We start from the raw sequence: 14,158 nt of genomic DNA, 5'->3' as shown, positions 1-14,158 counted from the left end.
CTGAATCCCTCGGCGTTCCTTTTTCTACAAGGTCCGGTACTTCTTCAAAGCAAAGATATTCAGCACGATAAAGATGGCGGCAAAGATGACAAGTGCTGTGAGGTCTCCTGAAATATCACCTAGTCCGGCTCCTTTGTACATAACACTTTTTAAGGCGTCTCCTGCATAATACATTGGCATAATCTTGGCGATGGCCTGCAGCCAATTGGCCATTCCCTCAAGAGGGAAAATTCCGGCAAAAAACACTTGTGGGACGACGGCGATCGGGATAAATTGCATCATTTGAAACTCAGAAGAGGCAAAAGATGATAATAAAATCCCTAAGGAAAGTGCCACCAGCGCTAACAGTAAATTAATCAAAATCACATGAAAGATAGAACCGACCAGGACGATATCGAGAACATTTATAGAGTATAGGACAACAATAATGGTTTGAATGACGGCAAAAATCCCATAGCCAACCAGGTAGGCTGTAACTATTTCTGCACGGCGGATCGGTGTCGACATCAGCCGCTCCAGCGTTCCTGTTGTACGTTCGCGCAGCAAGCCGATCCCAGAAATGATAAAAACAAAAAAGAATACAAAGAAGCCAACCAGAATCGGACTCAGGACATCAAAAAAGACTGTGTCCGTATCTCCATAGACATATTTAGTTTCCATCTTTTGTCCCACTATACCCGCCAATGCCGGGTTCTGCAGAATGAGTTTGGCTTGAACAAGCGATGCGGCTGCTTGGTTGACCTTCATTTGCAAGGCCTTTGCCTTGGATGGGTCATCGTTCTGCAGTGTTAATTTCATTTTTCCATTTTTCTGTTCGAGCAGACCGTCAAGGTTATCGTCCGTAATGGTGTTTTTGGCGACTTTATCATATTCCTTTACGGTAATGTTCGCTTTTTTGAGAACTGTTACAAGACTTTCATCAATGTTGACCACACCTAATTTCGGATCAACCGTATTGCCGTTAAATAAAAAGAACATCAGGGTCAGTATTAGTAACGGGGCGACAAACATTAACCCCAGCGTCCGTTTATCACGGAGCAGCTGCTGGGCAATTCTTTTAATCAGGGCTGTAATCCTCATGACTGCTTCACCCCCGCTTTTAAGAATACTTCATCAAACCGTTCTACTTGGTATTTCTCCTTTAATTCTACCGGCGTGCCGCTAGTTAAAATTCGACCATCGCGAACCATCGCAACATAATCGCATCTTTCCGCTTCATCCATCACATGGGTGGTCACGATAATGGTTTTTCCCTCAGCGTTTTTCAACCGCAGCAGCTCATTCCAGATTGATAGTTTTAACTCTGGGTCAATCCCAACAGTCGGCTCGTCGAGGATTAAAATTTTCGGATCCTGAATCAAGGCAATCGCGAGCGACAAACGCCGCTTCATTCCCCCAGAATAAGCGGACACCCGTTTTTTTAGGTCGTCCGTCAAGTTGACCAACCCGGAAGCGTACGCAATCCGATTTTTCTGTTCATCTTTTTTTAATTTGTAGAGCGATGCGAAAAATTTCAAATTCTCTTCTCCGGTTAGCTCGACATATAATGCATCAGATTGGGCCATGTAGCCAATTTCCTGGAGGATGGCGAGATTCGGCATTTTTGTGTTCAAAACCTGGATTTCACCGTTATCGGCTTTTTCCATCCCGACAATCATTTTGACAAGTGTGGTTTTCCCTGCTCCCGATGGCCCGATGAGTCCGTATAATTGCCCTTTTTCAATGGATAGGTCTACATTCTGGAGAACTGCTTTTTTGCTAAAGCTTTTACTGACGTTTTCAACTTTTATGGCTGGATTCATCTTAATGCCCCCCCCTTAATCAACACATTGTTGAGTTTCTATATATCCATATTAAAATGCCGTCAGGGCAATTACAATGAACAATATGAGGCAAAGTGTTGATTGTTATAGAAATAGCCCTTAAAACCACGCGGGCTTGCCCCGTGGATTGAGTCAGTTTTTGATTCCGGCCACATGCCCTGGACCCAATAAAATCATTTTAGCGGCAATTAAGGCCATTTCATCTGGGGTCTTTTTCATCCCCGTTTCCAGCCAGTGCTGAATCAGCCCTAGTTGGGCGGAACTGACAAAGGCGATCAAGTATTCCGCAGGAACAAGCATATCTTCCGAATTAAGCTTTGAAGCGATATTTTGAAAAAATTGCTGTTTGATTAATTCCTTCAGTTTAACTTGAAAAGAGGCATCCCCTTTTGGACCCAAAACTACCCTCATAAATTGGGCATTCTCCTGAAAATATTCAAATAACTTCAGAATGACAGGAAATGGCTCATCCTGGCTCGTAGAGTAAAGTGCATCTTTTGGATTGATTCCGCTTGCGTTATCTTCTATTTCTTTCAGAATTTCTTCTTCACTTTGCTCCAGCAAGTCGTATTTATCCCGGTAATGCAGGTAAAAAGTGCCGCGGTTGATTTGTGCCTTTTCAGTTAAATCCCTGACTGTGACGCCTTCGAACCCTTTTTCCTCCATTAACTCTGTCAGGGCACCACGAATTAGCATTTTCGTTCGGGCAGCTCGTTTATCATGTGTTTGGTTAGCCATTTTAAGTGCCTCCAAAAAATATTTATTTAATAAATACAATATAATAAATGGTGCAGATATTAATCAACACAATGTTTATTAATTGGAAATGGATAAAAGTTTTTGGTCGGAAAGTTAACGACAAAGTGAGAAAAACATTACCAAAAAATAGGTAATATAATGGTATTTACGAATATTTAGTCGAGCCTTTGCGAACTATAAACGATGGATTTTCTAATTTAAAGAGGTGATTGCGATGCTGATTAGCATATTAAATGGTATCAATGCGCAAAATGTCCTTTTTGAAGAAGCTGCCTCCATCGTTTTTTATTTTACGATCTATTCCTTTTTCGGCTGGATGCTTGAAAACAGCTATAACTTCTTTACAAAAGGGATTTTTATCAAACCAAATTTTTTGTACGGGCCGTTTAAACCGATGTATGGCTTTACGCCTGTACTGCTAGTTTTGCTATCTAAACCAGATTCCCATTGGGTGCTCGTGCTGCTGCTATGTTTCGCGATTCCCACCGTGGTGGAATATATAAGCGGTGCCCTGCTGCAGAAATTTTTCAGACAGCAGTGGTGGGATTATTCCGGCACGCCCATGCAGCTGCACGGCCATATTTGTCTGCCATTTTCCCTTTGCTGGGGCGTGCTCTCGCTCGTGTGTCTAAAATGGATTCATCCTGCTGTTATCAAAATGTATGAGGCTTCAGAAACGCTATGGAACTGGACATGGCCTGCCCTTATGTTATACTTCATTGCCGATTTAGCACTGACAGTACGGAAGTACATACTGGGGCCTGAAACTATTAGCAATCTTGACACTGTGGAATAGCGGGTACCGTTCCCTGACATCCTTAACAGTATTGAATAACTCCAGTCGGTAGCCGGACCGCATAAGTCACACTAGCATTGTGTAAATGCTCCTTTTTTCGCAAGAAGAAGGAGTTTTTTTCATGAGTGTATAATTTTGTTTATATAGATTTTTATGATGGCTGGTGCATATGTTAATAGAATAGAAGCGGGATCGGAGAGGGGAAAAATTATGAGACTGGAAGGAAAGGAGATTTATCTTCGCTTTTTGGAGGAAAAGGATGCGAAAGCGATGACGCAGCTTACGATTAAAAACCGCCAGTTTTTTCAAGAAACTTCACCTAAGCGAAGTGAGCACTTTTACTCCTATGAGCACCAATTGAGGTCGATACGGTTTGTCATCCAGTGCCGGGAACTAGAAACGCAGTATTCATTTGGGATCTTCTTAAAAAAAACGAATGAGTTAATCGGCGATATCGAATTATTCGATATCGTTAAAGATTCATTTCAAAGCTGTTATGTCGGTTACAGCCTTGACCGTCAATACAACGGTAAAGGGTATATGACGGAAGCAGTGAAGCTGGTAGTAAATTATGCTTTCAAGGAACTCGGACTCCATCGGATTGCCGCAGGCGTCATGCCTTCCAATATTGGCTCCATCCGCGTTCTTGAAAAAGCAGGTTTTGAAAAAGAAGGTATTGCGCGGAAAAATATTAAGATTAATGGGAATTGGGAAGACCATCTTCAGATGTCGATTTTAAATGAAATTGAGTAGAAGAGAAGAATCAGACGCTTCTCTTCTTCTGTTTTTATATAAAAAACCATTTTGGAGTAAATTAACAATAATTATTGGACAATGGGAGAGTGATTCCTATTTATAAAAAACAAGAACGGATGCTAGTTTGGCTCGCCTTTGCGGTAGCAGCCATCATGGCACTATCCATCATCGGGCGGATTTTTTCAGGATAATGAAAATCCGATGGAATGGAGAACATAAGGACGTTTCGAAAAAATTCCATACCACCAAAGGATGAAACATACATAACATTTTCTTAGAAAGGTGGTCAAGTGAGGAAAATGGTTAACCAAGAAGCGGTTTTTTTCAGCCGGGTTCTAACCGAGCTGACTCTTTCCTTCCATATCATATACGCAACGATCGGCGTCGGGGTACCGCTGATGATTATGATTGCCCAATGGGTGGGAATCAAGAAACAGGATGAACACTACATTTTATTAGCAAGAAGGTGGACAAGGGGCTTTGTTATCACGGTGGCGGTGGGTGTCGTGACCGGAACGGCGATTGGTTTGCAGCTGTCGCTTCTCTGGCCGAACTTCATGGAACTGGCCGGTAATGTCATTGCCCTGCCGCTGTTCATGGAAACGTTCGCCTTTTTCTTTGAAGCCATTTTTCTCGGAATCTACATTTATACCTGGGATCGCTTTGAAAATCAGAAGAAGCACCTTCTTTTATTAATTCCTGTAGCATTGGGTGCCTCCTTTTCCGCCATATTTATTACTATCGTCAATGCTTTTATGAACGCCCCGCAAGGCTTTGACATTGTAAAAGGGCAGCTGGTGAATGTCAGCCCGCTGGTAGCGATGTTCAATCCGGCGATGCCGACAAAAGTTGCTCATGTCTTGTCGACGGCCTATATGACCTCTGCGTTTGTCCTCGCATCCATCGGGGCTTACCGCCTTCTCATAAAGGGATCTAAGCATGTGTATCACAAAAAGGCTCTTTTCTTAACGATGAAGCTCGGCTTGATCTTTTCCGTGGCCACCGCAGTAATTGGCGATTTTTCCGGAAAATACCTGGCTGAATATCAGCCGGAAAAATTAGCGGCGGCAGAGTGGCATTTTGAAACAGAAAAAGGCGCACCGCTTTATCTGTACGGAGTTCTTGATAATGGGGAAGTGAAATATGCTTTAAAAATTCCATTTGGTCTTAGTATTTTGGCACACAGCAATCCGAATGCAGAAGTAATCGGGCTCGACCGTTTCCCTGATAATGAAGAACCTCCTCTCTATATTCATTATTTATTCGACCTAATGGTCACGCTAGGGATGGGCTTGACGTTCCTGGCATTCGTCTATGTACTAGGCGTGCATCGTAAATGGCCGCTTATTTTTAAAAAATGGTTTGGCAGGCTGCTGGTGCTTAGCGGACCATTGGCGGTAATTGCTATTGAAGCAGGCTGGTGGATGACCGAAGTAGGCCGGCAGCCCTGGATTCTTCGCGGAATCATGCGGACAAGTGAGGCAGCAACGGGCAGCGGCCAGGTCGACACAATGTTAATGCTGTTTTCGCTGCTTTATCTGATCCTTGGGATTGGCAGCGTACTAGTCCTAATTCGAATGTTTCGCAAAAATCCAGTTGAACAGGAACTGGCGGACCGCGATGCGGAAAAGGCAGGTGACCTAAAATGACGCTCGAAATACTTGGAATAACGGTTCTAGGCGTATTTTTATTTGGCTATATCATCGTTGCTTCTATTGATTTTGGCGCCGGGTTTTTCAATGCCTTCAGTGTTGTCACGGGAAAAGAGCACATTTTAACCAGAGTGATTCAACGTTACCTTTCTCCTGTATGGGAAGTGACCAATGTGTTTTTAGTGTTTTTCTTTGTCGGGATGGTCGGCTTTTTTCCGAAAACAGCTTATTACTACGGTTCTACCCTGCTTGTTCCGGCTAGTATTGCGACGATACTCTTGGCGATACGCGGAGCCTATTATGCTTTTACAATCTATGGGGGCCTGAAGTACAGACGGTACACCATCCTGTACGGATTGACCGGATTATTTATTCCTGCTTCCTTGTCCATCGTGCTGGTTATTTCCGAGGGCGGCTTTGTCACAATAAGAAACGGCGGACCTGAGCTCGACTACTGGGTGTTATTTACCAGCCCATTATCGTGGAGCATTGTCGTGTTAAGTCTGACGTCGGTTTTATATATATCTGCCGTCTTTTTGACCTGGTATGCTCAAAAGGCGAAGGATTATAATGCAGCAAATCTGCTTCGAAAATATGCCCTTGCTTGGGCGGGACCGGCGATTATTACCGCATCCGGTATCATTGTGGAGATGAGGACGCATAATCCCGAACACTATGAGCGTCTCCTTGATTTATGGTGGCTGTTCGGGCTATCGGTTTTGTTTTTTGCTGGGACGGTGTATTTGCTTTGGAGAAGGATTGCCTATGGGTTCGCCTTTGTGCTATTGGCTGGGCAGTTTACGGCCGCCTTCCTCGCATACGGTATATCGCACTATCCATACCTGTTGTACCCTTACCTTACGATTTATGACAGCTTTACAAATAAAGCAATGGCTACCGCGTTGGTGACGGCCTTTATTGCCGGGCTCTGTTTGCTAATTCCATCTCTGTACCTGCTGCTCAAGCTGTTTTTGTTCAACAAGGATTATGTGCAGGGGAACCGCAATGATCATGTATAAGGGGGGGCTTCTTTTTGGAAAAATTCTTAATGTTTTACGCGCCGTTTATCGTAATATTTCTGTCTGTGGCTGCCGCGTTCTGGGCGGCCGGTAAAGATGACGTGATTAAAAAATAAATTTCATTGCCCATAAATTATGATAAAATGAACGAAAACATCCATTTACAGGGAATGAGATTTGATGAAAATAGATGAAGTAGATCGAAAAATTCTTGCCATCCTGGCTGAGAACGGCCGAGCGTCCTATGCCGATATTGGCAAGGAACTGAATTTGTCGCGGGTGGCGGTCCGCGAGCGAGTTAACCGGATGGAAGAGTCAGGCATTATTGAAAAATTCAGCGTGGTTATTAATTCTGAAGCGGTCGGGAAAAAGGTATCTGCTTTTTTTGAGGTTGACTGCGAACCGGCGTATCTCGTCTCGGTGGCGGAAAACCTCGCCAACAACCCGAATGTGGCAAGCTGCTATCAGATGACAGGCCCGAGTACGCTGCATATGCACGTTCTCGTTGAGGATTTTGCTTCGCTTGAAAAATTTATCAACCAGGAGCTTTACGCGGTGGAAGGCATCACCCGGGTCGAAAGCCAAATCATGCTGCGCCGCTTCAAAAGCCGTACCGGATTAAAACTATAATCCATGAAGGTTATCCTATCCTTCATGGATTATTTTTTTGGGGAAAATAATAGACAGTATCATAAATGTGCGTTAAAATGATGAAAAATCTAAATAATTACAATTGTTAATAATATTCATCTTTTTGGTTAACAAACGAAATGATATGGCATATATCTTTTAACAAGTAGTTTCGAGTGAAAAGGAATTGATAAGAATGAAACAGTATCTTGATTTGTTTGTGGCTTTTTTTAGGTCAGGAATGCTTGGGTTTGGCGGCGGACCCTCTGCGATTCCGCTTGTCCATAAAGAAGTCGTGGGAACTTTTAAATGGATGAATGATGAAGAGTTTGGTGACACTTTGGCTCTCGCGAACGCCCTTCCCGGTCCAATCAACACGAAAATGGCAGGATACATCGGTTATCGAGTGGCAGGAATCCTTGGGCTTTTCACAGCGATCCTTTCCTCGATTCTTCCAACCATCGCCTTAATGATTATCTTGCTGACTTCGTTGTCTGCCTTTAAAGACCAGCCGTGGGTACAGGGAATGACGAAAGCGGTCGTTCCGGTTGTGGGTGTTATGCTCGCTGTCCTGACCTGGCAGTTTTTCCAAAACGGCCAGAAGGGGATGGGCTGGAAAGGGAATTTGGCAATGGTCGTAGTGAGTTTTGTTATTATGGAAATTCTCGGGATTCACCCAGGGGTCCTTATTGCCGGCCTGCTGGCATGGGCGTTATTTGGCCGAGAGAAAAAGGCGGAAACGGAAGTCGTTGAAAAAGAGAGGAAAACGATATGATGCTTCAGTGGAAAATCTTTTTAGCGTTCTTTATCCCGGGCATTCTTGGCTATGGCGGCGGCCCTTCATCCATTCCGCTGATTGAAAACGAAGTGGTGGACCATTACGGCTGGCTGACGGTGCAGGAATTCAGCGAAGTACTGGCGCTCGGAAACTCGCTGCCCGGCCCAATTGCGACAAAGATGGCGGGGTACATCGGCTATCAGCAAGGCGGCATTCTAGGAGCAATCGTTGCTGTGTTTGCCACAGTTGCACCATCACTTATCCTGATGATTTCGCTGCTAGGTTTGTTGTATAAATTTAAAGATTCCCCGAAAGTGAAGAAAATGACTCTATACGTAAGGCCAGCAATCGCCGTTATGCTTGGGGTCATGGCTTATAACTTCTTTTCAGGCTCCTATTTTAATATCGGCATTTGGCAAACCTTGTTTCTGGTCGTTGCCAGCTATGTACTGATGGAAAAATTAAAAATCCACCCCGCATTCGTGATTATGGGGGCACTTGGTTATGGAGCGGTGTTTTTGAGTTGAATATTCCTATTTAAGGAGGGTCCTTTTTGGGCTCTTTTTTGTTTTAGTGATTGATGTGGCGGTTATCCGCCAAACACGGGATTGTATCCGCCAAATTCGGGGGGATATCCGCCAAACTTTCGAAAGTATCCGCTGAAATCCGAAAGTAATCCGCCAAACACCTTTTAAGAGCAATAATTTCATCGGAAAAGGTCATTAATTTGCTAGAATAAAGGTATCTAAGACTAGCTTGCAGAAATTTAAGTTTAATAAAAAATAGGAGAAATAACGTGATCAAGACATTAATCGAAATTTTACTTGTTTCAACAAAGTTAGGATTAACTTCATTCGGTGGTCCAATCGCGCATTTGGGGTATTTTCATGAAGAATATGTCCGGCGCCGGAAATGGCTTGATGAAAAAAGCTATGCGGATTTGGTTGCATTGTGCCAATTTCTGCCCGGTCCAGCCAGCAGCCAGGTGGGGATTGGTGTCGGCGTCATGCGCGGAGGCGTATTAGGCGGAATTTTGGCATTCATCGGATTTACCGCTCCTTCAGCGGCAGCCCTTATTCTTTTGGCTCTTTTTCTAAAAGGAATGGAAATAAATGATGCCGGCTGGATCCACGGGTTAAAAATTGTTGCGGTTGCAGTGGTTGCCCACGCCATCCTAGGAATGGCCCAAAAGCTAACGCCGGATAAACCCACAAAGACAATCGCGCTCCTGGCAATTGTAGCCGTGCTGTTATGGCAAACTGCCTATTCTCAGGTTGCGATCATAGTGATAGCCGCGCTGGCAGGGTTGATAATTTTTAAAAGTCGGGAAAACAGCCAAGGAACAGGTAATGTTGAGTTTCCCATTTCGCGGCGTTTTGCTGTGCTATGTTTAGTCAGTTTTTTCGGCTTGTTAATTGTACTTCCAATGCTAAGGGGAGTAGCCTCCTCCAGCACGCTTTCTTTATTCGACAGCTTTTACCGCTCCGGGGCGCTGGTGTTTGGCGGCGGACATGTTGTGCTACCGCTGTTAGAGCGCGAATTTGTTCCGACTGGCTGGTTATCAAAAGAAGAATTTCTAGCAGGGTATGGAGCGGCACAAGCAGTACCAGGTCCTTTGTTTACCTTCGCCGCATATATAGGGGCAGTTATCAATGGATGGAAGGGCGGCCTCATCGCAACAGTAGCTATTTTCTTGCCAGCCTTTCTGCTCGTTTTCGGGACGCTACCGTTTTGGAGCAGCTTAAGGCAGAGCCCGCGAATAAAAGGAGCCCTAACAGGAGTAAATGCCGCAGTCGTCGGTATTCTAATTGCCGCCTTTTATAATCCAATCTGGACAAGTTCGATTCATGCCCCAGAGGATTTTGCCTTTGCAGCCGTGTTATTTTCCATGTTGGCTTATTGGAAACTGCCGCCATGGATTGTGGTGGTGGCGGGAATAGCGGTCGGTTTACTATTTTCTATTATGTAAAAAGTCGTTCTTTTGGGGCGGCTTTTTTTAATGGATTGGAAAAACTAACATTCAAATTACCATTTGAATAAAAATGTTTGACACTCAAACCTGTATTTGAATATGATATATTCAAACGAATATTTGAATGAAGAAGGTGTTACTATGAAGGAACACGATGTTTGCGAGATTAATTGTGTGGATAGTGAAAAAACGGCACGAGTTCAGCAGCAGCTTGAGAACAGCTCGCATATCCTAGAAGTCACCAAGCTTTTTAAGGCATTGTCGGATGAAACACGGATGAAAATTGCCTATGCGCTTACGCTTGAAGACGAGCTTTGTGTTTGTGATGTCGCCCATATCGTCGGGGCGACGACGGCAACTGCATCGCACCATTTGCGTCATTTAAAAAGCCTTGGACTCGCCAAATACCGCAAAGAGGGCAAGTTAGTTTATTATTCCCTTGATGATGATCATGTAAAACAATTAATTCATATTGCCTTTGAGCACCAGGTAGAGGTGATGGACCGTGGATAAAGCGCTTGAAAAACAAGTTTACCGCGTTCAGGGTTTTTCCTGAACGAGCTGTGCCGCCAAGTTCGAAAAGAACGTGAAACACCTGGAGGGTGTTGTTGATGCACAGGTTAATTTCGGAGCTGCGAAGCTCACTGTCTATGGAAATGCCAGTTTGGAAGAACTGCATGAAGCTGGCGCGTTTGAAAAATTAACCATCTACCCAGAAAAAGAAAAGCGGGCACCTGCACCGAGCGAACCGTTTTGGAAGCGGTATTCGCTGCTGGGCTTGTCCGTATTGTTCCTGATTGCCGGGTACCTTTTTACAACTAACCTTTTGTTTGCCGCAGCCATTCTACTTGGAGGGTTCCCTCTTTTTAAAACAGGCTTGAAAAACCTAACTCGCCTCGAGTTTGATATGAAAACGCTGATGACGATTGCGATTATCGGGGCTGCCATCATCGGCGAATGGAGTGAAGGGGCTGTCGTCGTCATTCTGTTTGCCATCAGCGAGGTGCTCGAGGGATACTCAATGGATAAAGCGCGGGCTTCGATTCGTTCGCTGATGGAGATGGCGCCGGCAGAAGCTGTGGTTGTCCGAAACGGCCGCGAACTGACGTTAAAAGCCGAGGACATTGAAATCGACGACATCATGCTCGTCAAGCCCGGGCAAAGGATTGCCATGGATGGAGTAATTGTTGAGGGGGCGTCCTCCGTAAATCAAGCAGCTATTACTGGAGAGTCGGTCCCAGTTGAAAAGTCCGTCAATGACGAAGTGTTCGCAGGAACGCTTAATGAAGAAGGCTTTTTAAAAATAAAGGTCACCAAACTGAGCGAGGACACGACCATAGCAAAAATTATTCATTTAGTGGAGGAAGCGCACGCGGAAAAGGCGCCGTCTCAAGCATTTGTCGACCGTTTTGCGAAATACTACACGCCGGTCATTATGGCGGTTGCAGCACTGGTTGCGGTGATGCCACCGCTAATATTCGGAGCCAGCTGGCAGGAGTGGATTTACCAAGGGCTCGCCGTACTGGTAGTCGGCTGCCCGTGTGCGCTGGTGATTTCTACACCAGTTGCAATCGTAACTGCCATCGGAAATGCCGCCCGAAACGGGGTCCTTATCAAAGGTGGCAGCTTTTTAGAAGAGACAGGTGCCTTAAGGGCAATTGCCTTTGATAAAACAGGTACATTGACAAGAGGGGTTCCGGTAGTAACCGATTTTATTAATTTTAGCGGGGACGACAACCTTCTTGAAAAAGTCGCCGCACTTGAGAGCAAGTCCCAGCACCCGCTCGCGGGAGCGATTATAAAAAAAGCGGCACACACCGAATACGTGGTCGAAAACTTCTACTCGATTACTGGAAAGGGTATTAAGGGGTTAGTGGACGGCACGGAATATCTGGTCGGAAACGCAAAGCTTTTTACGGAAATTCCCGTGGAGGTTCAAAGCCACATTACCTTTTTGCAAAACCAGGGTAAGACAGTGATGATCGTCGGTACGGAAAAAGGTATTCTTGCTTTGATTGCCGTTGCTGACGAGGTCCGCGACCGCAGCCACGGTGTCATTGAGCGTCTTCATCAGCTGGGGATTAATAAGACTGTTATGCTGACCGGTGATAACCGAGCGACGGCCGAGTCGATTGGCCGGCATGCTGGGGTTAGCAGCATTGAAGCTGAACTTTTACCAGAGGATAAATTAGCTTTAATAAAAAAATTGAAGTCGCAATTTGGAAGAGTGGCGATGGTTGGTGATGGTATCAATGACGCCCCAGCCCTAGCTGCTGCGACCGTTGGAATCGCGATGGGCGGCGCCGGAACGGACACGGCGCTGGAAACAGCCGACATCGCTCTAATGAATGATGATTTGAACAAGCTGCCGTTTACGATAAATCTTAGCCGGAAAACATTGCGGATTATTAAACAAAATATTACCCTGTCTATAGTGGTAAAGCTTTTGGCTCTGCTGCTTGTCGTACCCGGCTGGTTGACCCTCTGGATTGCCATCTTCGCTGACATGGGCATGACCTTGATTGTCACATTAAATGGATTGCGGCTTTTGCGGGTTAAAGACTGAAAATGTGGTTTTTTTAGGATTCGCAGATATATTTCGAAATTCGCAGATATAATCAGGAATTAGCAGATATATTTTATAATTCGCAGATAAAATCAGAGATTCGCAGATATCTTGGGGAAATTCGCAGATATATTTTATGAGCGTCTTTACCCATTAAAAATCCACCTATAGGTTAAAAAGCTTCCCGTCTTATTAAAGAGCTATGTATCGAAAAATCAAGATCAGAAAAAACTAACCGTAATCGTAATATTTTCGTTTTAGAAAAAGAGAAATCGCAGGCCCGTATCAAAAAGGCTAATGGGGGGATAAACATGGGTCACCATCATCATCACCATCATGGACACGGTCATGGCCACTCGCATGGTCATGCACATACAAGCAATAAAAAAGCGTTATTAAGTTCCTTTATTTTAATAGCGGCTTTCATGGTTGTGGAAGTCATCGGCGGGCTTTTAACCAACAGCTTAGCGCTGCTTTCTGACGCGGGTCATATGCTCAGCGACGCCGCTGCACTAGGGTTGAGCTTTTATGCAATTAAGCTTGGAGAAAAGGCAGTTTCTCAGGAAAAAACGTATGGCTATAAACGATTTGAAATTATTGCGGCTGCATTAAACGGCTTAACATTGATTCTAATTTCGATTTATATTTTTTACGAAGCCTTCCATCGCTTTTTCAATCCTCCGGAGATCCAAAGCACAGGGATGCTGATCATTTCCGTCACAGGTCTAATCGTGAACATTATTGCTGCCTGGATTTTAATGAAAGGTGACAAGGATGAAAATTTGAACGTCCGCAGCGCATTCCTCCACGTTCTTGGCGATATGCTAGGATCTGTTGGAGCTATTATAGCGGCATTGCTCATCATGTTCCTCGGCTGGGGCATCGCCGACCCGATTGCCAGTGTGATTGTTGCTGTGCTGATTCTAATCAGCGGGTTTCGGGTCACGAAGGATTCTTTCCATATATTAATGGAAGGGGCGCCGACACAAATTGATATAAATCAGGTGAAAGAGGCTCTCGGAAAAATTCAGTATGTAAAAGAAGTCCATGACCTCCATATTTGGACTATTACCTCCGGGTACCCGGTGTTGAGTTGCCATGTCACCATTTATGATGACGGGGTTCATGATGAAATTCTTGCCCAATCGCAGAAAATTCTCCATGATGATTTTCATATTGAACACAGCACAATCCAAGTCGAAAAAGAAGCAATCGGCTGTCCGAGTCCGCATGGTACGTGTAATTAAATGAAAACTCGCCGATTGGCGAGTCTGTAAGGACGAAGACAGAGGCGTAGTTGAATTTCCTATTAGCTAAAAAAGGAGCCGCCATGAAGTGAACCAAAAAAGTTAGACAATATATATTAAGCAACCCTTTGGACCTGAGTTCTGTATTCTACTGGGCTCA

At 44.6% G+C, this 14,158-nt stretch carries 15 protein-coding genes; 12 read left to right on the top strand and 3 right to left on the bottom strand.

All coding sequences use genetic code 11. The features are described 5' to 3' along the window. Positions 1 to 24: 24 nt before the first annotated feature. The 3 genes from KHB02_RS25450 to KHB02_RS25440 form a co-directional block, all read right to left on the bottom strand. The gene (locus tag KHB02_RS25450) at positions 25 to 1,080 is read right to left on the bottom strand and encodes an ABC transporter permease (RefSeq protein WP_213144152.1); all 1,056 of its coding nucleotides are present in this window, start codon (positions 1,078 to 1,080) and stop codon (positions 25 to 27) included. Further along, entirely contained in the window at positions 1,077 to 1,802 is a 726-nt protein-coding gene (locus KHB02_RS25445; protein WP_213144153.1) for an ABC transporter ATP-binding protein, read from the bottom strand. Before KHB02_RS25445 ends, KHB02_RS25450 begins: the two co-directional genes overlap by 4 nt. A gap of 153 nt (positions 1,803 to 1,955) precedes the next feature. Continuing rightward, a complete protein-coding gene (locus KHB02_RS25440; RefSeq protein WP_213144154.1) occupies positions 1,956 to 2,561 on the bottom strand; it encodes a TetR/AcrR family transcriptional regulator in 606 nt (201 codons plus the stop codon). Positions 2,562 to 2,796: 235 nt separating this feature from the next. On the opposite strand from KHB02_RS25440, the gene KHB02_RS25435 reads away from it, so the two are divergent. From KHB02_RS25435 to KHB02_RS25385, 12 genes are all read left to right on the top strand, one after another. After that, positions 2,797 to 3,378 carry a putative ABC transporter permease gene (locus tag KHB02_RS25435; protein ID WP_213144155.1) on the top strand — a complete coding sequence of 194 codons (582 nt, stop codon included), beginning with the start codon at positions 2,797 to 2,799 and terminating at the stop codon, positions 3,376 to 3,378. 210 nt (positions 3,379 to 3,588) lie between these two features. Next, complete coding sequence (locus KHB02_RS25430) at positions 3,589 to 4,131, top strand: GNAT family N-acetyltransferase (RefSeq protein WP_213144156.1); 543 nt, start codon at positions 3,589 to 3,591, stop codon at positions 4,129 to 4,131. 302 nt (positions 4,132 to 4,433) lie between these two features. Next, complete coding sequence (locus KHB02_RS25425; RefSeq protein ID WP_213144157.1) at positions 4,434 to 5,783, top strand: cytochrome ubiquinol oxidase subunit I; 1,350 nt, start codon at positions 4,434 to 4,436, stop codon at positions 5,781 to 5,783. Continuing rightward, positions 5,780 to 6,805 carry a cytochrome d ubiquinol oxidase subunit II gene (locus KHB02_RS25420; RefSeq protein ID WP_213144158.1) on the top strand — a complete coding sequence of 342 codons (1,026 nt, stop codon included), beginning with the start codon at positions 5,780 to 5,782 and terminating at the stop codon, positions 6,803 to 6,805. Before KHB02_RS25425 ends, KHB02_RS25420 begins: the two co-directional genes overlap by 4 nt. Positions 6,806 to 6,819: 14 nt before the next feature. Further along, the gene (gene cydS, locus KHB02_RS30095) at positions 6,820 to 6,921 is read left to right on the top strand and encodes a cytochrome bd oxidase small subunit CydS family protein (RefSeq protein ID WP_420848120.1); all 102 of its coding nucleotides are present in this window, start codon (positions 6,820 to 6,822) and stop codon (positions 6,919 to 6,921) included. 64 nt (positions 6,922 to 6,985) lie between these two features. Next, the gene (locus tag KHB02_RS25415; RefSeq protein ID WP_213117673.1) at positions 6,986 to 7,435 is read left to right on the top strand and encodes an Lrp/AsnC family transcriptional regulator; all 450 of its coding nucleotides are present in this window, start codon (positions 6,986 to 6,988) and stop codon (positions 7,433 to 7,435) included. Between the two features lie 196 nt (positions 7,436 to 7,631). Continuing rightward, positions 7,632 to 8,210, top strand: coding sequence for a chromate transporter (locus KHB02_RS25410; protein WP_213144159.1), 579 nt, complete (start codon positions 7,632 to 7,634; stop codon positions 8,208 to 8,210). Next, complete coding sequence (locus KHB02_RS25405; RefSeq protein ID WP_213144491.1) at positions 8,210 to 8,740, top strand: chromate transporter; 531 nt, start codon at positions 8,210 to 8,212, stop codon at positions 8,738 to 8,740. The genes KHB02_RS25410 and KHB02_RS25405 overlap by 1 nt, the downstream gene beginning before the upstream one ends. Positions 8,741 to 9,012: 272 nt before the next feature. Then, positions 9,013 to 10,182 (top strand): chromate efflux transporter, encoded by a 1,170-nt coding sequence (gene chrA, locus KHB02_RS25400; RefSeq protein WP_213144492.1) that lies wholly within the window; start codon positions 9,013 to 9,015, stop codon positions 10,180 to 10,182. A 144-nt stretch (positions 10,183 to 10,326) separates the two neighbouring features. Next, positions 10,327 to 10,698, top strand: a complete 372-nt coding sequence (locus KHB02_RS25395; RefSeq protein ID WP_213144160.1) for an ArsR/SmtB family transcription factor — start codon at positions 10,327 to 10,329, stop codon at positions 10,696 to 10,698. After that, positions 10,691 to 12,751 carry a heavy metal translocating P-type ATPase gene (locus KHB02_RS25390; RefSeq protein WP_213144161.1) on the top strand — a complete coding sequence of 687 codons (2,061 nt, stop codon included), beginning with the start codon at positions 10,691 to 10,693 and terminating at the stop codon, positions 12,749 to 12,751. The genes KHB02_RS25395 and KHB02_RS25390 overlap by 8 nt, the downstream gene beginning before the upstream one ends. Positions 12,752 to 13,062: 311 nt before the next feature. Then, positions 13,063 to 13,998: a cation diffusion facilitator family transporter gene (locus KHB02_RS25385; RefSeq protein ID WP_213144162.1), complete on the top strand. Its 936-nt coding sequence runs from the start codon at positions 13,063 to 13,065 to the stop codon at positions 13,996 to 13,998. Positions 13,999 to 14,158: the final 160 nt, after the last annotated feature.

This window comes from Neobacillus citreus, assembly GCF_018343545.2.
GTDB classification, from domain to species: Bacteria; Bacillota; Bacilli; order Bacillales; family Cytobacillaceae; genus Neobacillus; species Neobacillus citreus.
The sequence above is the reverse complement of the archived record's forward strand: the minus strand, read 5'-3'. Positions and strand labels throughout refer to the sequence as shown.